The following is a 20,175-nucleotide window of genomic DNA, read 5'->3' as shown; positions in this document are numbered from 1 at the left end:
GTATTTTATTTAAGCAATATCCCAGTAAAGATATTGTAACCACGCTGCAAACGTCCTCGCATATTTTAGATGAGATGGAGCAAAAAGAGTCCCGGCAAGTTGACCTTGCAATGGAAGAGCTGTACCATGCTAAATAGCCGTGCAAAATTTTTTCGGATTCTATCGTTTTTTGGGGGGATTCCCAAAAAAATGAAAAATGACCGCAAATGCGGTCATATCAAGGGGTTCAACCAATTCAACCCGAACAAATTATATGTAAATGGCGTCCCAGGAGAGATTCGAACTCCCGACCGACGGCTTAGAAGGCCGCTGCTCTATCCTACTGAGCTACTGGGACATAGCAATTATGACATTCTCATTATTCGGCTGCCCCTTCCTCTACAAGCTTACTCGAAGAAGATGGATGCGTCGGGGCAACTCGCAGTTGTTTCAAAGAAGCTATTGCTCGTTGCTCTATCCTACTGAGCTACTGGGACATAGCAATTATGACATTCTCATTATTCGGCTGCCCCTTCCTCTACAAGCTTACTCGAAGAAGATGGATGCGTCGGGGCAACTCGCAGTTGTTTCAAAGAAGCTATTGCTCGTTGCTCTATCCCGCTGGGCTACTGGGATGTAATACAGATGATGCCCTAACATCCTTCACCGTTTCTTTAAATAAAGAAAAGCGGGTGATGGGAATCGAACCCACGACTTCAGCTTGGGAAGCTGAGGTTTTACCATTAAACTACACCCGCATGATTGATTAACTTGTCCTTACAACCAAGAGGAACGGTTGCAATAAAAATATAATCATTAACAGTTTTTTTGTCAATACTTTTTTACAAAATTGATTGGACGCGCTCGAGAGGATTCGAACCCCTAACCTTCTGATCCGTAGTCAGATGCTCTATCCAATTGAGCTACGAGCGCATGACAGAGAGCGGAAGACGGGACTCGAACCCGCGACCCCCACCTTGGCAAGGTGGTGTTCTACCACTGAACTACTTCCGCATTATAAAGGAAGTTCATTCCTTCAAAACTAGATAACCTTTGGGAAGAAGCCTCCGCTTTCGTACTGTCTAGCTCCGGCTCGCCATCGGCTCGCCTGCGCTTTTCTATTGTCCAGTTCCAGCGCCTAGCTCTCTTCTGCCAAATAACCTTCCCCCTCGGGGCGCAAGCGCCCCTGCGGGTGAAGAACATTTGGCTTCGAGAGCTAAACGCGGCGCTTCCACTTTTCTAGGTTAAGCCCTCGATCGATTAGTATCCGTCAGCTCCACGTGTCGCCACGCTTCCACCTCGGACCTATCGACCTCGTCATCTTCGAGGGATCTTACTCGCTTTTGGCGATGGGAAATCTCATCTTGAGGGGGGCTTCACGCTTAGATGCTTTCAGCGCTTATCCCGTCCGCACATAGCTACCCAGCGGTGCCCCTGGCGGGACAACTGGTACACCAGCGGTGCGTCCATCCCGGTCCTCTCGTACTAAGGACAGCTCCTCTCAAATTTCCTGCGCCCGCGACGGATAGGGACCGAACTGTCTCACGACGTTCTGAACCCAGCTCGCGTACCGCTTTAATGGGCGAACAGCCCAACCCTTGGGACCGACTACAGCCCCAGGATGCGATGAGCCGACATCGAGGTGCCAAACCTCCCCGTCGATGTGGACTCTTGGGGGAGATCAGCCTGTTATCCCCGGGGTAGCTTTTATCCGTTGAGCGATGGCCCTTCCATGCGGAACCACCGGATCACTAAGCCCGACTTTCGTCCCTGCTCGACCTGTCCGTCTCGCAGTCAAGCTCCCTTGTGCCTTTGCACTCTCCGAATGATTTCCAACCATTCTGAGGGAACCTTTGGGCGCCTCCGTTACCTTTTGGGAGGCGACCGCCCCAGTCAAACTGCCCACCTGACACTGTCTCCCACCCCGCTTAAGGGGTGCGGGTTAGAATTTCAATACCGCCAGGGTGGTATCCCACCGCCGCCTCCACCGAAGCTGGCGCTCCGGCTTCTCAGGCTCCCACCTATCCTGTACAAGCGATACCAAAATTCCATATCAGGCTGCAGTAAAGCTCCACGGGGTCTTTCCGTCCTGTCGCGGGTAACCTGCATCTTCACAGGTAGTATAATTTCACCGGGTCTCTCGTTGAGACAGTGCCCAAGTCGTTACACCTTTCGTGCGGGTCGGAACTTACCCGACAAGGAATTTCGCTACCTTAGGACCGTTATAGTTACGGCCGCCGTTTACTGGGGCTTCGGTTCGCACCTTCGCTTGCGCTAAGCGCTCCCCTTAACCTTCCAGCACCGGGCAGGTGTCAGCCCCTATACTTCGCCTTTCGGCTTCGCAGAGACCTGTGTTTTTGATAAACAGTCGCTTGGGCCTTTTCACTGCGGCTCTTCCAGGCTCATCACCCGAAAGAGCACCCCTTCTCCCGAAGTTACGGGGTCATTTTGCCGAGTTCCTTAACGAGAGTTCTCCCGCGCGCCTTAGGATTCTCTCCTCGCCTACCTGTGTCGGTTTGCGGTACGGGCACCTCTTCCCTCGCTAGAGGCTTTTCTTGGCAGTGTGGAATCAGGGACTTCCGGATCGAATCCGTCGCCATCACAGCTCAGCCTTTTAGCCAGCGGATTTGCCTGCTGGCCAGCCTCACTGCTTGGACAGGCTCTTCCAGCCGCCTGCTCACCCTATCCTCCTGCGTCCCCCCATCGCTCAAACGGGAAGGAGGTGGTACAGGAATCTCCACCTGTTGTCCATCACCTACGCCTTTCGGCCTCGGCTTAGGTCCCGACTAACCCTGAGCGGACGAACCTTCCTCAGGAACCCTTAGGCTTTCGGCGCAGAGGATTCTCACCTCTGTTTTCGCTACTCATACCGGCATTCTCACTTCTAAGCGCTCCACCAGTCCTTCCGGTCTGGCTTCTCTGCCCTTAGAACGCTCCCCTACCGATGACCAACGGTCATCCCGCAGCTTCGGCGGCACGTTTAGCCCCGGTACATTTTCGGCGCAGAGTCACTCGACCAGTGAGCTATTACGCACTCTTTAAATGGTGGCTGCTTCTAAGCCAACATCCTGGTTGTCTTCGCAACTCCACATCCTTTTCCACTGAACGTGCACTTAGGGGCCTTAGCTGGCGATCTGGGCTGTTTCCCTCTTGACCACGGATCTTATCACTCGCAGTCTGACTCCCAAGGATAAGTCATTGGCATTCGGAGTTTGACTGGGTTCGGTAACCCGATGAGGGCCCCTAGCCCAATCAGTGCTCTACCTCCAACACTCTTACCTTGAGGCTAGCCCTAAAGCTATTTCGGGGAGAACCAGCTATCTCCAAGTTCGATTGGCATTTCACCCCTACCCACACCTCATCCCCGCACTTTTCAACGTGCGTGGGTTCGAGCCTCCAGCCGGTGTTACCCGGCCTTCACCCTGGACATGGGTAGATCACCTGGTTTCGGGTCGACGACGACGTACTCATGCGCCCTGTTCAGACTCGCTTTCGCTGCGGCTCCGCCTGCTTGGCTTAACCTCGCACGCCATCGTCACTCGCCGGTTCATTCTACAAAAGGCACGCCATCACCCATAAACGGGCTCTGACTACTTGTAGGCACACGGTTTCAGGTTCTCTTTCACTCCCCTTCCGGGGTGCTTTTCACCTTTCCCTCACGGTACTGGTTCACTATCGGTCACTAGGGAGTATTTAGCCTTGGGAGATGGTCCTCCCTGCTTCCGACGGGATTTCCCGTGTCCCGCCGTACTCAGGAGCCGCTCGGGAGGGAACGAAGTTTCGACTACAGGGCTCTCACCTTCTCTGGCCGGCCGTTCCAGACCGGTTCGTCTACCCCGTTCCTTTCTCACTCCCATATGAGCGGTCCTACAACCCCAAGAGGCACGCCTCTTGGTTTGGGCTGTTCCCGTTTCGCTCGCCGCTACTCAGGGAATCGCGTTTGCTTTCTTCTCCTCCGGGTACTAAGATGTTTCAGTTCCCCGGGTGTGCCCTCCATGCCCTATGGATTCAGGCATGGATCCTGTCCCATTACGGACAGAGGGTTCCCCCATTCGGACATCTCCGGATCAACGCTTGCTTACAGCTCCCCGGAGCGTTTCGGCGTTTGCCCCGTCCTTCATCGGCTCCTAGTGCCAAGGCATCCACCGTGCGCCCTTTCTAGCTTAACCTACAGCGTCTCGGCTTCTTCCTTTTGTGTATCGGTTATCTAGTTTTCAAGGAACGATCTTTGTCGTTGAGAGAACAGTGCTCGTTCCCTCAAAACTGAACGAAACGAAAGCGCGATTGGTTCATGGTTGGCCGTTAGCGGCCTTTTTTCGTCCTTAGAAAGGAGGTGATCCAGCCGCACCTTCCGGTACGGCTACCTTGTTACGACTTCACCCCAATCACTTGCCCCACCTTCGGCGGCTGGCTCCCGTCAGGGTTACCTCACCGACTTCGGGTGTTGCAAGCTCTCGTGGTGTGACGGGCGGTGTGTACAAGGCCCGGGAACGTATTCACCGCGGCATGCTGATCCGCGATTACTAGCGATTCCGGCTTCATGCAGGCGAGTTGCAGCCTGCAATCCGAACTGAGAGCGGCTTTTTGGGATTCGCTCCCCCTCGCGGGTTCGCAGCCCTTTGTACCGCCCATTGTAGCACGTGTGTAGCCCAGGTCATAAGGGGCATGATGATTTGACGTCATCCCCACCTTCCTCCGACTTTTAGCCGGCAGTCCCTCTAGAGTGCCCAACTGAATGCTGGCAACGAGAGGCAAGGGTTGCGCTCGTTGCGGGACTTAACCCAACATCTCACGACACGAGCTGACGACAACCATGCACCACCTGTCACCCTGTCCCCCCGAAGGGGGAACGCCCAATCTCTTGGGTTGTCAGGGGATGTCAAGACCTGGTAAGGTTCTTCGCGTTGCTTCGAATTAAACCACATGCTCCACCGCTTGTGCGGGCCCCCGTCAATTCCTTTGAGTTTCAGCCTTGCGGCCGTACTCCCCAGGCGGAGTGCTTATCGCGTTAGCTGCAGCACTAAAGGGTGTGACCCCTCTAACACTTAGCACTCATCGTTTACGGCGTGGACTACCAGGGTATCTAATCCTGTTTGCTCCCCACGCTTTCGCGCCTCAGCGTCAGTTGCAGGCCAGAGAGCCGCCTTCGCCACTGGTGTTCCTCCACATCTCTACGCATTTCACCGCTACACGTGGAATTCCGCTCTCCTCTCCTGCACTCAAGTCCCCCAGTTTCCAATGACCCTCCACGGTTGAGCCGTGGGCTTTCACATCAGACTTAAGGAACCGCCTGCGCGCGCTTTACGCCCAATAATTCCGGACAACGCTCGCCCCCTACGTATTACCGCGGCTGCTGGCACGTAGTTAGCCGGGGCTTTCTCGTGAGGTACCGTCACCGCGCCGCCTTGTTCAAACGGCGCTCCTTCGTCCCTCACAACAGAGCTTTACGACCCGAAGGCCTTCTTCGCTCACGCGGCGTCGCTCCGTCAGACTTTCGTCCATTGCGGAAGATTCCCTACTGCTGCCTCCCGTAGGAGTCTGGGCCGTGTCTCAGTCCCAGTGTGGCCGGTCACCCTCTCAGGCCGGCTACGCATCGTCGCCTTGGTGAGCCGTTACCTCACCAACTAGCTAATGCGCCGCGGGCCCATCCGCAAGTGACAGCCAAAGGCCGCCTTTCAACCAAAGACCATGCGGTCTTCGGTGTTATCCGGTATTAGCTCCGGTTTCCCGGAGTTATCCCGGTCTTGCGGGCAGGTTGCCCACGTGTTACTCACCCGTCCGCCGCTGACCAAACAAGAGCAAGCTCTCATTCGGTCCGCTCGACTTGCATGTATTAGGCACGCCGCCAGCGTTCGTCCTGAGCCAGGATCAAACTCTCCAAATAGAAAGTTGATTGGCTTGCGCTTCGTTTCGTTCAGTTTTCAAGGAACAAGGAATTTGACCTTATCACGACATTTATTATTATAAACCATTCTCTCAAAATGTCAACTGCTGTTTTCTTCTTGTTGTTTTGTATGTTTCCTTTTTATTACCGCGCTTGTTCCGTCGCGGCAATTATACATTATACTCAATCTTTATTATTTGTCAATAACTTTTTTTGCAGTCTCTCTGTTTTGCGACTACTTGGTCATCGCCTCTCAACATCATTCGAGACAGATTTTTATTTTATATATGTTTCGACTTCATGTCAACTACTTTTTTGATAAAGCAACGATCTATTTCGTGTTCAGAAATGATAGCCAAAACTATAGACAGGAATCTTCATCTGTCTCTATATATGAAGACAAAGATGGGGGCACTTTACAGCCGCCGTTTTCTATTCTTCTGTAAATAAGAGAAGGAATTTGTTCATGAACTTTTTTGCAGGCAAGCGCTGCTCTTTTTATGCTTAAAGCTCGCAGGCATCGCATTGACCGCCGTATGATATAATAAGGAAAGAATTTCGGAAAATCATGAATGACCGATCGCGAACAGATGCTATAAGGAGGAAGAAGATCGTCATGGATCATCCGTTTTCTATACTGCTTGACGCCTATCGTCACCTTTGGCCGAACCGATCGCTGGCGGCCGGACCGCTCGATGAACAAGAAAGCGAAACTCTTTTGTATAAAATGATAAGGCAAGAGCTGCGCGATGAGTGGACGCATCCGCGCGTGCGGCAGACGCCTGAAGTGAAATTTTATTACGCTGTTAAACGAGTGACTGCCTCGGATTTGCCCAATGACATGAAAGTCGCGCTCATTCGAGCGTATTTAACAGCGATGGAACAATTGCACACCAAGCATACATAAATCAGGAGCATACAGATCACACTACTGAACGGAAAAACATTTCATGTGTAAGGAGGAAAGCAGCTATGGCGTTAATTCCGTATGACCCGTTCCGCCATTTGGAATCGATCCGCCGCGATATGAACCGCTTTTTTACAAGCGATTTTCCGTCGCTGTTTGCCCATATGGACGAACAGCACTGGATGCCGCGTATCGACATGCATGAAACAGCCAACGAGTACGTCGTTTCGTGCGACTTGCCGGGTCTCGAGCGAAAAGAAGATGTGCACATTGATGTACAGAACAACATGTTGACCATCAGCGGCACGATCCAACGTCATCATGATGTCAAAGAGGAACAAATGCACCGGCGCGAACGCTTCTTCGGCCGCTTCCAACGTTCGATTACCCTGCCAGCGGATGCGGCGACGGAAACTATTCGCGCCACATACAAAAACGGCGTTCTTGACATTCACATCCCGAAAACAGCAACAGGAACGAAAAAACGCGTTGATATCGAATTCCACTAATATGGAAGGGAGCGGTAGATCAACCGCTCCCCTTTTCATTGCCCTCGCTGCTGGCGCGGATGACGAGTTCGGTCGGCACGACGACTTTCTTGCAGATGGTTCGGTTTGTCGTCAAGCGTTCAACGAGCATCTCTACCGCTGTTTCACCCATAAATTCTGTGTATACTTTCACCGTCGAAAGCGGCGGGTGAAGAAAGGCGGCGGTCGGAAGATCATTGAACCCCACAACGGCCACTTCTTCCGGAACGGCGATGCCCGCTTCGTGCAACGCGCGCAAAGCGCCGATGGCCATCGAATCGCTGGCGATAAAAAACGCCGTCGGCAAGTCCCCTTTGACAATCGCCTCTTTCATCAACCGATAGCCATCTTCAGCCGTGAAGGCGCCGATCCATACATAGCGGGAGTCATACAGACCTTTGACATACAAATATTCGTAAAACGCTGTTTCCCGCTCATCGCGGATCGGCGTTTCCTCGTCGACATATTCACGGCCGCCGATATACCCGATTTTCGTGTGCCCAAGCTGAAGCAAGTAGTCCAACACCGCAATCGTCGCCTGGCGCAAATCGATGACGACCGAGTCAAACCGCCGTTCATCAGGCGAGCAGTCGACAAAGATGATTTGCTTCGCCCCTTCGGCAAAGGCACTCACTTCGTTCGGACCGAATTTCCCGACGGCGATGATGCCATCCAGCCCTTTCATCCGTTCAATCGGATAAGCGCCGTTCTGTTTAAACAATTTGACGAGCTCGATGCCGCGGTCAAAACATTCTTTTTCCACTCCGAGGCGGATCGCCATATAATACGGGTCGTCGATTTCTTGATGCTCCGAGTACCAGTGAATGAGCCCGAAGCGAAATGATTCACGCGCTTGTTGGCTCCGTTCCCGCAATGTTTTGTAGTTCAGCTCTTGAGCGACTTCAAAAATGCGTTTTCTCGTCTCGTCGGAGACGGATAGCGTTGTGTCGTAGTTGAGCACGCGCGACACGGTTGCAACGGAGACGCCGACTTTTTCGGCAATTTCTTTTAACGTGGCCATAGTCTGTTTGCGTTCCCTTCCTTCAGTTTCATATGAAACGCGTTTTTTCGCCGCATTTATACAAAAGACGACATCTTCTCCGCCGCATGGCTAAGAAAGCGGCGGAACGCGTCCCTTCCTCGCTTGTCCCGCTTAAACACCCCGGCGTGCTCCAATACGGTCACAAACCGTTGTCCGACTTCGTGCCGCAAAATGTCATGGACATTTTCCTTCGTGATGTCCGGGTAGGCCAAGCGAATGGCTTCGCACCAATCCCAATGTTTAAGCATCGTCTCATCCCATGCTTCTTTTTTCGTCCGGTGCACAAGATAATCGGCCAACGTCTCAAGCTCCGCGGCAAGTCGGCCGGGCAGCACCGCCAACCCCATCACTTCGATCAAGCCGATATTTTCTTTTTTGATATGGTGCAGTTCCTCATGCGGATGGAAAATGCCGTACGGATGTTCCGCCGACGTCCGATTGTTGCGCAGCACGACGTCAAGTTCAAACAAATGGCCGCGGCGGCGGGCGATCGGAGTGATCGTATTGTGAGGGACATCGCCGCTGTAGGCAATAATGCCGACATCAGGGTCGCTGTACGCCCGCCACGTGTCATACAGGCGCACCGCGGCCTCTAGCACGTCCTCTTTTGGCCCTGTTAAGCGGATCACCGACATCGGCCAGCGAACGATCCCCGCCGTCAGTGACGGAAACGAAGGAAGGGAAATGTATTCCTCGATCTCCGCTTTTTCCATCGCAAATGGATAACGCCCGCCTTGAAAATGGTCGTGTGTTAAAATCGAGCCGCCGACAATCGGCAAGTCAGCGTTCGAGCCGATAAAATAATGTGGAAACTGTTCCACAAAACCAAGCAGACGCTCAAGCGTCTTCCGCTCCATTTTCATCGGCACGTGTTCGGCGTGGAAGACGATGCAATGTTCATTATAATACACATAGGGAGAATATTGGAAATACCACTGTTCATCCAATAACGTGATCGGGATGACCCGATGATTGGAACGGGCTGGGTGGCTCCACGTTCCTTCATACCCTTCATTTTCTTTGCACAGCACGCATTTCGGGTACGAGGATGACGGCGCTTCTTTCATTTTGGCGATTTCCTTCGGATCTTTTTCCGGTTTCGCCAAATTGATTGTAATATCCAGTTCACCGTAGATGGTCGGCACGTTCCATTGCTGGTTTTGGGCGATGCGCGCCGTTTGAATGTAATTGGACAATTGGCTCAACAAATAAAACCAGTCCGTCGCCTCCTGCGGGTCGCGGCGGTATCGCTCGTAAAAGGCGCGGATCACTTCTGACGGCCGCGGCATGACGCAGTCCATCAGTTTCGCGTCCCATCTATCGCGCTCGGTCGTTGTATTCGTTTCCAACAATCCTTGCTCATGCGCCCAATCGATGATGGCGTCCAGCACTGGAGCCGGCGAGGCCAAGCGAGCATCCTTGACCTCGACAGGCTGCCATTCGGTGAGTCGGAGCGTTGCCAGCAGGCGGTTGCGCGCGTACACCGCATCTTCCGGCGCTAACAGACCGCGCTGCTTGGCATAATGAATCAGTTGTTCAATCGCCGCAAAAATCGTTTCCATGTCTACACACCCCGATAGCCGTTCGGCCGCGCTTTGTGCCATTCCCACGCCGACGCGACAATGTCCGTAATGGACGGGCAGTTTGGCTCCCAGCCAAGCTCGTGCTTCGCTTTTTCCGATGAGGCGACGAGTTTCGCGGGGTCGCCCGGACGCCGTGCCATGACGCGGGCCGGGATCGGATGCCCAGTCACTTGCCGTGCCGCTTCAATGACTTCTTTGACGCTAAACCCGTTGCCGTTGCCTAAGTTGTATACGTTGCTGGCCGCCCCGTTTCGCAGTTTGTGAAGCGCCAAAACGTGGGCATCGACAAGATCGAGCACATGAATGTAATCGCGGATGCACGTGCCGTCTGGCGTATCGTAGTCATCACCGTAAATGGAAATGTCCTCGCGCTGGCCGAGCGGCACTTTCAAAATCAACGGAATGAGATGCGTCTCCGGATCATGATCCTCACCGATCACTGTGCCATACGCCCCGGCAACATTGAAATAGCGGAGCGAAATCGAGCGGATACCGTAGGCGCGATCCGCCCATTTCATCATTTTTTCCATCGCGAGCTTTGTTTCTCCATACGCGTTCGTCGGTTCCGTCGGATCGGTTTCAACGATCGGGACTTGTTTCGGCTCTCCATACACCGCAGCGGTGGAAGAAAAGACGATTTGCTTGACGCCGCATTCCTTCATCACTTCAAGCAGCACTTGTGTGCCGTATACATTGTTGTCGTAATAGTTCAGCGGCTCCTCCATGCTTTCACCGACCAATGAGTTCGCCGCAAAATGGATGACCGCCTCAATGTCGTGCTGGCGAAACACCTCGCGCAAAAAGCGGCGGTCGCGAATATCCCCTTGGCAAAACCGTGCATCCGGATGCACCGCTTCTTTGTGCCCCGTCTGCAAGTTATCGACAACGACGACCTCTTCCCCTTTTTCGAGCAGGCGGTATACCGCATGGCTGCCGATATAGCCTGCCCCGCCGCAAATCAAAATCATCGGCACATCTCCTCCACTGTGAGTTCTTTCACCCCGTCACCAACGTCAACGACATAAAAGCTTGCTTCATAGCCGATTTTTTCGGCATACGCGTTTCCGACTCGTTCAATGAAGTCTTGAACATAGGCTTTTTTTACAATGTTCACCGTGCAGCCGCCGAACCCGGCTCCGGTCATGCGCGCCCCGACCGTTCCTTCGTGCGCCCATGCCGCCTCAACGAGCGTGTCGAGCTCGATGCCTGTCACTTCATAGTCGTCGCGCAGCGACAAATGCGACTGCTTCATCAGCTCACCAAAGCGAACAAGGTCTCCATCCTCAAGCGCCGCAGCCGCCGCAAGCGTCCGCTCGTTTTCCGTCACCGCATGGCGGGCCCGTTTTTGCTCGAGCGGGGAAAGAAGGGGAGCATATTGATCCAGCTCCGCGCTCGTCAGCTCGCCGAGCGAGGCGATGTTGCGCACGTTTTGCAGCTTGGCAAGCGCCGCTTCGCACGCCGCACGCCGCTCGTTGTACGCCGAGTCCGCCAAGCCGCGCTTTTTGTTCGTGTTCGCGATGACGATGGCACAATCGTCAAGCACCAATGGCAAATAGCGGTACTCAAGCGTCTGGCAGTTTAGTAGGATAGCGCAGTTTTGTTTCCCCATGCCGACGGCAAACTGATCCATAATGCCGCAATGGACGCCAACATATTTATTTTCTACGTTCTGGCTCATTTTCACAAGTTCCAGCTGGTCGAGCCCGCGCCCGAACAATTCATTGAGCATAACCGCGGTCACGAGTTCAATCGACGCCGACGACGACAACCCTGCCCCGTTGGGAATCGTGCCTTCATACAAAATGTCCAATCCGGCCTCCAGCGGACCGAGCGCTTGAAACGCGGCAATGATCCCTTTCGGGTAGTTCGCCCAACTATGCTCACTCCGATATGACAAGTCATCATACGAGACAGTAATGACGCCGGTTTCCGGAAAGTTTGTTGAGTACAGCCGCACGAACGGCTCTTTCGTTGGCCGCACAAGCGCATACGTGCCGATCGTAAGTGCGCACGGCAACACATGCCCGCCGTTGTAATCGGTGTGCTCGCCGATCAAATTGACACGGCCGGGGGCGAAAAAGACGCGAATGCCGTCATCTAGCCCACCGAAAAGCTCGGTAAACTGCTTTTTTAAAGTAGAGATCATGGAAGGGCCTCCTTAAAAAATCAAATTGAGTCATTATCTCTTCGTAAATATTTTAGTAAATATTTTATCTAAAATCAATTGTGAAACATGATCTTTGTTTATACGTATAATCATTCGAGTATTTATTCATCTTATTTATTACAAGGAGGCGGAACAGAATGGAAGCTCGACAAACGCTGAAACAAGAACTTGACGCCATCACCCACTGGGAACACTCCCAAAAAGACCTATGGTTTTGGGAAAAGCTCGGCCGCTTGCCGTTTCAAGTGCTTGATAAGCTGACGCCAAAAGTCATCCATCGAAAACTGGGGCAGCTGCTCGATGAGTTGGGCAACTATATTCAAAGCGGCGGGCAATACTTGGTGAAGGAAGGAAAGGTGTTGGACAAGCTTGGGGTATCGTCACTTGCCGAAGTGCCGCACTTGCCGCTTGAGGCGATGGACCGCGTTTGCGACGAGTTGATCGAGGCGCGCGTGACGTTCGCACAGCTGCAAGGAGCGGCGACTGGGGTTGGCGGGGCGCTGACGCTGGCCGTGGACATCCCTGCCCTGCTCGGGCTGGCGCTGAAAACGCTGCAGGAGATCGCCATCGTGTACGGATATGACCCGAAGGAAAAAGAGGAGCGCGTGTTTGTCGTCAAATGCTTGCAGTTTGCCGCGGCGGACATCGTTGGGAAAAAGGCGATTTTGGACGAGATTTCTTCATTTTCCAACCAGCGCGAGCATGTCTTTTCCGAGCTGCAAGGCTGGCGGGAAGTGATGATGACGTTCCGCGACCAATACGGCTGGAAAAAGCTGTTCCAAGCCGTGCCGATCATCGGCGTGATTTTCGGTTCACTGTTTAACAAGTCGTTTATGGAAGAGATCGCTGAAGCAGGGAAAATGTTATACCGGAAACGGCGCATCATCGAAAAGCTGAAACAGTTCGAACCCGATGTCTGAGCGACACCGGGTTCGATTCGTTTCGGGCTAAGGCATTGCCAGCGTTTCTTCCTATCGAATAGCTTTCAGCCGCCACATCGTGCTGATAAAATCACCCGAGCGATGCGGCACAGCGAGTCCGGCGTACATCAGCTCGTCACCGCCCTGAACACCAACGCCCTCCACTTCGTAGTCTTGATTCGGGTCAAGCCCCTTGAGACGCAGGAATGACAGCGGGGCGTTCGCTTCGGCCAACACGCGGAAGTAGGCGACGAGCGCTTCTGTGCGGTCGGCAGAGACGAACATCCATGCTGCCTCGTTGCCCGCAAACGGACTTAACAGCCGATAAAACGTGCCAAACTGGACGAGGTGGCGCACGTCTTTGTAAAATGCCACTTGTTCTTTCATGATTGCCTTTTCTTTTTCCGTCAATTTCGTAATATCGAGCTCATAGCCGAAGTTGCCTGACATCGCGACATGGCCGCGCATATCAAGCGACACCACCCGCCCGACTTGGTGATTCGGCACCGCGGAGACGTGGGCGCCCATGGCGCTCACCGGGTAAACAAGGCTCGTGCCGTATTGAATTTTCAGGCGCGAGACGGCGTCGGTATTATCGCTCGTCCACGTTTGCGGCATATAGTAAAGCATCCCGGGATCAAACCGCCCCCCGCCTCCCGAGCAGCTTTCAAACAAAATGTGCGGAAAGCGCGTGGTGATCTCGCCCATGACGCGATACAGCCCAAGCATATAGCGGTGCGCTGTTTCGCGCTGCCGCTCGGGCGGCAGGGCAGCCGAGCCGATTTCCGTCATATGCCTGTTCATGTCCCACTTCACGTACGTAATTGGAGCGCTCGCCAACACGTTCGAGATCGTTTCGATCATATAATCGCATACATCTTGGCGGGAGTAATCGAGCACAAGCTGGTTCCGCCCTTCAGAGCGCGGACGGTTTGGCACATGGAGGCACCAATCCGGATGCTTCCGGTACAGCTCGCTGTTTGGCGACACCATTTCCGGCTCGATCCATAAGCCGAACTGCAACCCGAGCTCGTTTACTTGTTTCGCCAGTCCGTCTAGGCCGTTTGGGAGTTTGCGCCGATTGACCTCCCAATCACCGAGGGAACGATGGTCGTCGTCACGCTCGCCAAACCAGCCATCGTCAAGCACAAACAGTTCGATGCCCAGTTCCGCTGCTGTTTTCGCGATGTTGACGAGTTTTTCTTCGTTAAAATCGAAGTACGTCGCTTCCCAATTGTTGATTAAAATCGGGCGTTCGCGGTCGCGGAACATGCCGCGCGCCAGACGGGTGCGATATAGTTCATGATACGTTTGCGACATCCCGTTTAACCCTTGGTCGGAGTAAACCATGACCACTTCCGGTGTTTGGAACGATTCGCCCGGTTCCAATAGCCATGTAAAATCAAACGGGTTGATCCCCATCGAGACGCGAGCGGTGTGAAACTGGTCGACTTCGATTTGGGCGAGGAAGCTGCCGCTGTACACAAGGCTGAACCCATACACCTCGCCTTGGTGTTCATCAGCGTTTTTTCGCACGAGGGCAATGAACGGGTTTTGTTGGTGGCTGCTCGCGCCACGGCGGCTTTCGGCCGCTTGCCCCCCGGTCAGAAGCGGGCGCCGCTCGATCCAGCGTTCGCGCCCCCACGCTCCGGGAAGATGGATCCAGTCATCATCGGCGCACGGGAGATCGACGCTCATGCTGAGCGCCCGCAACAGCTTTAGGCGCTCACGCCCCTTGTTTTCGAAACGGGCTGAACGGGTCATGACATTCCATTTTTCGTAAACGGTGTATAATAGTGTAACCCGAAGGCCGATGGGCGCATCCTCAAGGACCACTTCCAGCGTTTCGGCTTCGTTCTCCTGCTCGACGTAAGTCGCTGGCAGCCCGTCAAGCGTTGGCTTCCCTTTGTAAATGCGGTGCGTCTTGTAGCGCAAATCCGTCACCGTCGAACCGTTCTCAAGCTGCACTTGATACGCCGGGGCACGGAAATCGGTGTTGCCGTAGGCTGGATACTCTTGGGGCAGCGTATCGAGCGAAAACGTGCGGTCGGATGGGTCGGGATTAGGGGAAAACGCGCGGTCCAACCGCGGAAACATCCGCGCGCCTCGAACATCACGCACCGCTTTTCCCCAATAGACATGAGCCAAATAGCCAGAGCGGAAAAGATGCATCACGTAGCTTGTCTTGCCCGCCCGCAAATGAAACAGTTTCATTTGCGGATTGTATGCAATCGCCATTCTCTTCCCTCACTTTGATTTTTTATTTAAATTTTACTTAATTTTTACGAAAAAATCCATCCAAAAAAAGCGCCCGAATGAGGGCGCTCATAATTTTTTACTGTTTATAGTCCGCTAATTCTGATCCTTCTCCTCCAATACCGCCTGCAGCAGTTCCTTGTCGAGTTCTTTCTCATACATGTCCCGCTCTTCCCCCGTCCACCCCAAATGCCGCGCCATAAACGCCACAACTGCCTCTTTCTCCCGCCGGACCGAATCGATGTCAAACAACAGCGCCCCGGTGCGGCGGATGAAGTAGTCGGTCGGTTTGACAGCCATTTCTTCCTCGATCGCATAAACGAGGCGGACAAACGTCTCCCGCGTTAAACTAGACGAGCGGTCGTATTGCCTGCTTAAAGCAAACAACCGATCAACGTTCGTGCCGTATTGTTTCGCGAGCCGCGCTCCCGCTTCTTTCGTTAATCCATAACGCGTTGCCTCTTCCGCTTTTTTGGCGATAAACGCCGACAACTCGTGCGAGCCGCCGACATCGCCGCCGGAGATCGGCAGCTGTTTCGTCTGGCATGGACGGAACGTTTTCCGCTCCTCTTTTTCGAGCTGCTTGGCGACAAGATCAACGACCGTTTCCGCCATTTTCCGGTAGCCGGTCAGCTTGCCTCCGGCGATCGTAATGAGCCCGGATGGCGATGTCCAAATTTCGTCTTTCCGGGAAATTTCCGACGGATCTTTCCCCTCTTCATAGATGAGCGGGCGGACGCCGGCCCAGCTCGACTCGACATCGGCGGCAGTAATGCCGACCGACGGGAACATATACTCGATGGCTTTCAATAAGTAATCGCGGTCTTCTTCCGTCATCGTCGGATGGGCGGGGTCGCTGTCGTAAAACGTATCGGTCGTGCCGACATACGTTTTTCCATCGCGCGGAATGGCAAACACCATCCGGCCGTCCGGGGTGTCAAAATAAACGGCTTGCTTGAGCGGAAACCGCTTTTGGTCGATGACGATGTGGACGCCTTTGGTCAGTTGGAGGTGTTTGCCGGTTTTCGAACCGTCTTTGTCGCGCAGCGCATCAACCCATGGTCCAGCAGCATTGACGACTTTTTTGGCGCGGATGTCATACACTCGTCCGCCGAGCAGGTCGCGGCAGCGGGCGCCGATGATGCGGCCGCGGTCATCGTATAAAAACTGTTCGGCCTTTGTATAGTTGACGGCGTCGGCGCCGAGTTCGACTGCTTTTTTGATTACTTCGATCGTCAAGCGGGCGTCGTCGGTCCGGTATTCGACGTAATAGCCGCCGCCAAGGAGCCCATCACGCTTTAAGAGCGGTTCTTTTTTCAACGTCTTCCGGGCATTAAGCATCGTCCGCCGCTCGCTTGGCTTGACGCCGGCCAGCCGGTCGTACAGCCAAAGGCCGACCGATGTGCTCCACTTGCCGAACGTCCCGCCGCGGTAAATCGGCAGCAGCATCCATTCCGGCGTCGTAACGTGCGGGCCGTTTTCGTAAACGATCGCCCGTTCGCGCCCGACTTCGGCGACCATTTTCACTTCGAATTGTTTTAAATAGCGCAAGCCTCCGTGAACGAGCTTCGTCGAGCGGCTCGATGTCCCGGCGGCGAAATCTTGCATTTCGACAAGCGCTGTTTGCATGCCGCGCGAAACGGCATCAAGAGCGATGCCTCCGCCAGTGATTCCCCCACCGATGACAAGTACATCGTACGTTTTTTCCCCCATGGCGTTCAACAACTCACTTCGCCGTCTGCTTGAAAACATCATTGATCGCTCCCTCCCGTTTAAAAAAGACAAAAAGAGACCATGACAAACACGATAAGCGTTCTGCCTACCATGTATGCATGGTCTCTCCATGTCTCCTGACTGATGATTAACTTGTTGGTTTTATTATAACAGATTGCCGCTCGTTTGGCTAGCTTGACGCATCAACGATTTCCACCGTCCTACTCATCGTGGCGCCGGTCGTAGTGGCGCCAGAGCGCTTCGTTTGACGTCGTCACCGCTGCGGCGCCGGCTTCTAGCGCCTGCTTGACATCGTCCGGGGTGCGAATGAGCCCGCCGGCGTAAATCGGCTTTCCGGTCCGCTCCTTCACCTCCCGGATGATGTGGGGCATCGCGCCCGGGATGACTTCAATATAGTCGGGATTTGTTTTGGCGATCAGCTGGTAGCTTTTCTCTAAAGCGTGCGAATCAAGCAAAAAGATGCGTTGCACGGCGAGGACGTGCTTTTGCCGCGCCTTCATAATGACGCTCGCCTTCGTCGAAATGAGGCCATGCGGGCGAAACTCTTGGCAAAGGTATTCCGCCGCATGTTCATCATGGCTCAGCCCTTGCACTAAATCGGCGTGGATGATGAGCCGCTTGCCGTGTCGACGCGCATAATCGAAGATGCTTTTGAGCTGGGCGATATGTACTTCGAGCAACACCCCGATTTCGTAGCCGCTCGCCAAAAAGGCATCAAACTGCTTCATCGTTTTCATAGCCGGAACAATTGGTTGTCTCATTTCCATGGCGTTCTCCCCGGTCTATCCTCTCATTTTATCGATCTCGTCTAAGCACGACAGCGACATCATTGTCCGCGGTTTGCATGTCGCGATTTTCACTCCGCGCTTGCGGAACTTTTCGACGACATGATGAATCGCTTTTTTGCCTGCCGCCTCTTCTTCGTGAAGATGCCCCATTGTCTCAACTCCTCTCCTATTCCGCTTTCGGAATGGCGAGCTTAACCGTTGTTCCTCGGCCGACTTCGCTTTCCATCGTAATTTGCCCGCCGTATTTATCGATCATTTCCTTGGCGATCGAAAGACCGAGCCCGGCTCCGCCCTGTTCGCGGCTGCGCGCCTTGTCGACGCGATAAAAACGCAAAAAGACGTTTTTCAGTTCTTCCTGCGGGATACCGATGCCATAATCGCGGATGGCGACCGTGACAAACGATTCTTCCTCGCGCAGCGAAAGAGCGATTTTTTTGACCCGTTGAGAATATTTTACCGCATTGTCAAGCAAAATGAACAGCAATTGTTCAAAATGATGTTTGGTGATCGCCACACGCGCCAGCGGTTTCTCCGGTTGGTCAACAATAAATTGAAAATCCGGATGCAAGACGCGGAAATTTTTCACGATTTGCCCGATGGCCGCGGCGGCATCAGTGGGCGCGATCTCTTTTGGCACTTCCATCGCCTCGGCGCGCGATAGGTCAAGCAGCTCAAGAACGAGGCGCTTCAACCGTTCCGCCTCTTTCACCGCCGCCTCAAGCGATTCTTCCAAAATCTCTGGATTGTGCTTGCCCCATCGCTGCAACAAAGAAAGATGGCCTTGTAAAATGGCGAGCGGCGTCCGCAATTCATGGGACGCATCCCCAACAAACTGCCGCTGCAAGGCAAATGAACGTTCAATTTCGTTCATCATGCTGTTGAACATCTGCATGAGCTCGGCGATCTCGTCGCGCGCTGAAGGCACATCGATGCGCTGCTTCAGCCCGTTGTTTTTGATGTCGGCCATCGTTTTCGCCAACGTTTTCAACGGCCGAATGAAGCTTTGCGCCACAAGCCGTCCGGCGAGCGCGCTCGCTGCCATGGCCGCCAAGCCGATCACCGTCATGATGACAAACATCGTGTTCGTCACTTGTTGGAATTTCGTCAGCCGACGGGCAATTTCAATCGTCCCGGACAAGTTTCCGACATGAAGCGGTTGGCGAAGCAGCAAAAACTGCTCATTGTTGATGAAATGTTCATCCATTTTCAGCTTGTCAGGCACGCCGCTCGGCCACAGCGACACCGCTGCGCCGTTGGAAACCGAGACGATGACGTTGCCGTCGCGGTCGGTGACGCGAATGAGCTGATAGCGCTCGTTCAGTTTTTCGAGAAACGAACGGCTACGGCGAATATCTTCCCATGATACATTACGTTTTTCGGCGTAATAAGTTTCAATTTCCGCCACAGTTTGTTCCATCGTTTTTTCTTCTTCATTGAGCAGCCATTGCCGCACAATATGGTATTGCAAAAACGTAAAAACAAAATACGTGATAAAAATCGCCCCAGCGGATAAAACGGTCAGCTTCCCTTTCAACGACAGACGATGGAGGCGAAGCCGCTTCATGGCCGCATCACATATCCTGCGCCGCGCACCGTTTGGATGTACCGTTCTTTGTCATGTTCGTCAAGCTTTTGCCGCAAATAGCGGACATAAACGTCGACAACGTTCGTCTCCACTTCGGTGTCAAACCCCCATACTTTCTCAAGCAGCACGTCGCGCGTCAACACGACATTGATATTTTGCATAAAGGCGACGAGCAAATCGTATTCCCGTTTCGTCAACTCAATAAATGCATCCCCTTTTTTGACCATGCGCGCCTGCATATCGACGACTAAGTCTTTAAACACCAACACTTGTCCGTCCGGTTCAGGACGAACGCGGCGAAACAAAGCGCGGATGCGGGCGAGAAGCTCTTCAATGGCAAACGGCTTGACGATATAGTCATCCGCTCCGTTATCCAATCCCATGACGCGGTCAAATACGCTGTCGCGCGCCGTGATCATGATAATCGGCGTCGGTTTCGCCGCCCGAATGCGGCGGCAAACTTCCATGCCGTTTAAACTCGGCAGCATGACATCAAGCAAGATGAGATCCCACGGTTCCGAAAGAGCGAGTTCAAGCCCTTCACGCCCATCCCCGCACACATGCACATCGAATCCTTCATGTGTCAAGTCAAGCTCCAAAAATCGAGCCAACCCCGTTTCATCTTCCAGCAATAAAATCCTTCCGTTCATCGGCCGTTCCTCCTCTCCTGCGTCTATTTCTTTTCCTCTGCGCCGGCCTTACATTCATTTTACTACAAAAAAGCCAATCGCCGGTGGCAATCGGCCGTCGAAATGAAACAGGCGGCTGTGTTCGCCGCCTCGCTTCGGGCAGGTTCTAAAACA

The 20,175-nt window shown here is 53.6% G+C and carries 13 protein-coding genes, 4 tRNA genes and 2 rRNA genes; 3 read left to right on the top strand and 16 right to left on the bottom strand.

Annotated features, from left to right (window positions below):
* Positions 1 to 260 precede the first annotated feature (260 nt).
* The 6 genes from IC803_RS06190 to IC803_RS06165 form a co-directional block, all read right to left on the bottom strand.
* A tRNA-Arg gene (locus tag IC803_RS06190) sits at positions 261 to 337 on the bottom strand.
* Between the two features lie 329 nt (positions 338 to 666).
* Positions 667 to 737: transfer RNA gene (locus IC803_RS06185), tRNA-Gly, on the bottom strand.
* Positions 738 to 838: 101 nt separating this feature from the next.
* Positions 839 to 912 (bottom strand) — tRNA-Arg (locus IC803_RS06180).
* A 9-nt stretch (positions 913 to 921) separates the two neighbouring features.
* Positions 922 to 993 (bottom strand) — tRNA-Gly (locus tag IC803_RS06175).
* Positions 994 to 1,219: 226 nt separating this feature from the next.
* A 23S ribosomal RNA gene (locus IC803_RS06170) occupies positions 1,220 to 4,148 on the bottom strand.
* 157 nt (positions 4,149 to 4,305) lie between these two features.
* Positions 4,306 to 5,863 (bottom strand): 16S ribosomal RNA (locus IC803_RS06165).
* Together the 16S and 23S rRNA genes with 4 tRNA genes alongside form the textbook arrangement of a ribosomal RNA operon.
* A 616-nt stretch (positions 5,864 to 6,479) precedes the next feature.
* Here IC803_RS06165 and IC803_RS06160 point away from each other — a divergent pair.
* Together IC803_RS06160 and IC803_RS06155 are read left to right on the top strand one after the other, a co-directional pair.
* Positions 6,480 to 6,770, top strand: coding sequence for a hypothetical protein (locus IC803_RS06160; RefSeq protein ID WP_081208926.1), 291 nt, complete (start codon positions 6,480 to 6,482; stop codon positions 6,768 to 6,770).
* A gap of 65 nt (positions 6,771 to 6,835) precedes the next feature.
* Entirely contained in the window at positions 6,836 to 7,279 is a 444-nt protein-coding gene (locus IC803_RS06155; protein ID WP_081208928.1) for an Hsp20/alpha crystallin family protein, read from the top strand.
* Between the two features lie 19 nt (positions 7,280 to 7,298).
* On the opposite strand, the gene IC803_RS06150 is transcribed toward IC803_RS06155, so the two are convergent.
* Genes IC803_RS06150 through IC803_RS06135 form a run of 4 tightly spaced genes read right to left on the bottom strand, consistent with a single transcriptional unit; the run spans position 7,299 to position 12,068 of the window.
* Entirely contained in the window at positions 7,299 to 8,318 is a 1,020-nt protein-coding gene (locus IC803_RS06150) for a LacI family DNA-binding transcriptional regulator (RefSeq protein WP_081208930.1), read from the bottom strand.
* A gap of 56 nt (positions 8,319 to 8,374) precedes the next feature.
* On the bottom strand, positions 8,375 to 9,901 hold the full coding sequence (galT, locus tag IC803_RS06145; protein WP_081208932.1) for a UDP-glucose--hexose-1-phosphate uridylyltransferase: 1,527 nt from the start codon (positions 9,899 to 9,901) through the stop codon (positions 8,375 to 8,377).
* 2 nt (positions 9,902 to 9,903) lie between these two features.
* Entirely contained in the window at positions 9,904 to 10,890 is a 987-nt protein-coding gene (galE, locus tag IC803_RS06140) for a UDP-glucose 4-epimerase GalE (RefSeq protein ID WP_081208934.1), read from the bottom strand.
* Positions 10,887 to 12,068, bottom strand: a complete 1,182-nt coding sequence (locus IC803_RS06135) for a galactokinase (protein ID WP_081208936.1) — start codon at positions 12,066 to 12,068, stop codon at positions 10,887 to 10,889. The genes galE and IC803_RS06135 overlap by 4 nt, the downstream gene beginning before the upstream one ends.
* 158 nt (positions 12,069 to 12,226) lie before the next feature.
* On the opposite strand from IC803_RS06135, the gene IC803_RS06130 reads away from it, so the two are divergent.
* Positions 12,227 to 13,009, top strand: a complete 783-nt coding sequence (locus tag IC803_RS06130; protein WP_081208938.1) for an EcsC family protein — start codon at positions 12,227 to 12,229, stop codon at positions 13,007 to 13,009.
* Between the two features lie 51 nt (positions 13,010 to 13,060).
* Here the strand turns inward: IC803_RS06130 and IC803_RS06125 are convergent, their stop codons facing one another.
* The 6 genes from IC803_RS06125 to IC803_RS06100 form a co-directional block, all read right to left on the bottom strand.
* Positions 13,061 to 15,247 (bottom strand): alpha-galactosidase, encoded by a 2,187-nt coding sequence (locus IC803_RS06125; RefSeq protein ID WP_081208940.1) that lies wholly within the window; start codon positions 15,245 to 15,247, stop codon positions 13,061 to 13,063.
* Positions 15,248 to 15,361: 114 nt separating this feature from the next.
* Positions 15,362 to 17,020, bottom strand: coding sequence for a glycerol-3-phosphate dehydrogenase/oxidase (locus tag IC803_RS06120; RefSeq protein WP_081208942.1), 1,659 nt, complete (start codon positions 17,018 to 17,020; stop codon positions 15,362 to 15,364).
* 179 nt (positions 17,021 to 17,199) lie between these two features.
* The gene (locus IC803_RS06115) at positions 17,200 to 17,766 is read right to left on the bottom strand and encodes a glycerol-3-phosphate responsive antiterminator (protein WP_081208944.1); all 567 of its coding nucleotides are present in this window, start codon (positions 17,764 to 17,766) and stop codon (positions 17,200 to 17,202) included.
* A 15-nt stretch (positions 17,767 to 17,781) separates the two neighbouring features.
* Positions 17,782 to 17,937 (bottom strand): hypothetical protein, encoded by a 156-nt coding sequence (locus tag IC803_RS06110; RefSeq protein ID WP_184318148.1) that lies wholly within the window; start codon positions 17,935 to 17,937, stop codon positions 17,782 to 17,784.
* A gap of 16 nt (positions 17,938 to 17,953) precedes the next feature.
* The gene (locus IC803_RS06105) at positions 17,954 to 19,351 is read right to left on the bottom strand and encodes a HAMP domain-containing sensor histidine kinase (RefSeq protein ID WP_081208946.1); all 1,398 of its coding nucleotides are present in this window, start codon (positions 19,349 to 19,351) and stop codon (positions 17,954 to 17,956) included.
* Entirely contained in the window at positions 19,348 to 20,022 is a 675-nt protein-coding gene (locus IC803_RS06100; protein WP_081208948.1) for a response regulator transcription factor, read from the bottom strand. The genes IC803_RS06105 and IC803_RS06100 overlap by 4 nt, the downstream gene beginning before the upstream one ends.
* Positions 20,023 to 20,175: the final 153 nt, after the last annotated feature.

Origin of the sequence: Geobacillus sp. 46C-IIa, assembly GCF_014679505.1 — a bacterium.
In the GTDB taxonomy this organism is placed as follows: Bacteria; Bacillota; Bacilli; order Bacillales; family Anoxybacillaceae; genus Geobacillus.
The sequence above is the reverse complement of the archived record's forward strand: the minus strand, read 5'-3'. Positions and strand labels throughout refer to the sequence as shown.

What these genes read in the sequence shown, in the direction of transcription:
- IC803_RS06160 (WP_081208926.1), top strand. Translation starts at nt 6,480, where the DNA reads ATGGATCATCCGTTTTCTATACTGCTTGACGCCTATCGTCACCTTTGG.
- IC803_RS06155 (WP_081208928.1), top strand. Translation starts at nt 6,836, where the DNA reads ATGGCGTTAATTCCGTATGACCCGTTCCGCCATTTGGAATCGATCCGC.
- IC803_RS06150 (WP_081208930.1), bottom strand. Translation starts at nt 8,318, where the DNA reads ATGGCCACGTTAAAAGAAATTGCCGAAAAAGTCGGCGTCTCCGTTGCA.
- galT (WP_081208932.1), bottom strand. Translation starts at nt 9,901, where the DNA reads ATGGAAACGATTTTTGCGGCGATTGAACAACTGATTCATTATGCCAAG.
- galE (WP_081208934.1), bottom strand. Translation starts at nt 10,890, where the DNA reads ATGATTTTGATTTGCGGCGGGGCAGGCTATATCGGCAGCCATGCGGTA.
- IC803_RS06135 (WP_081208936.1), bottom strand. Translation starts at nt 12,068, where the DNA reads ATGATCTCTACTTTAAAAAAGCAGTTTACCGAGCTTTTCGGTGGGCTA.
- IC803_RS06130 (WP_081208938.1), top strand. Translation starts at nt 12,227, where the DNA reads ATGGAAGCTCGACAAACGCTGAAACAAGAACTTGACGCCATCACCCAC.
- IC803_RS06125 (WP_081208940.1), bottom strand. Translation starts at nt 15,247, where the DNA reads ATGGCGATTGCATACAATCCGCAAATGAAACTGTTTCATTTGCGGGCG.
- IC803_RS06120 (WP_081208942.1), bottom strand. Translation starts at nt 17,020, where the DNA reads ATGATGTTTTCAAGCAGACGGCGAAGTGAGTTGTTGAACGCCATGGGG.
- IC803_RS06115 (WP_081208944.1), bottom strand. Translation starts at nt 17,766, where the DNA reads ATGGAAATGAGACAACCAATTGTTCCGGCTATGAAAACGATGAAGCAG.
- IC803_RS06110 (WP_184318148.1), bottom strand. Translation starts at nt 17,937, where the DNA reads ATGGGGCATCTTCACGAAGAAGAGGCGGCAGGCAAAAAAGCGATTCAT.
- IC803_RS06105 (WP_081208946.1), bottom strand. Translation starts at nt 19,351, where the DNA reads ATGAAGCGGCTTCGCCTCCATCGTCTGTCGTTGAAAGGGAAGCTGACC.
- IC803_RS06100 (WP_081208948.1), bottom strand. Translation starts at nt 20,022, where the DNA reads ATGAACGGAAGGATTTTATTGCTGGAAGATGAAACGGGGTTGGCTCGA.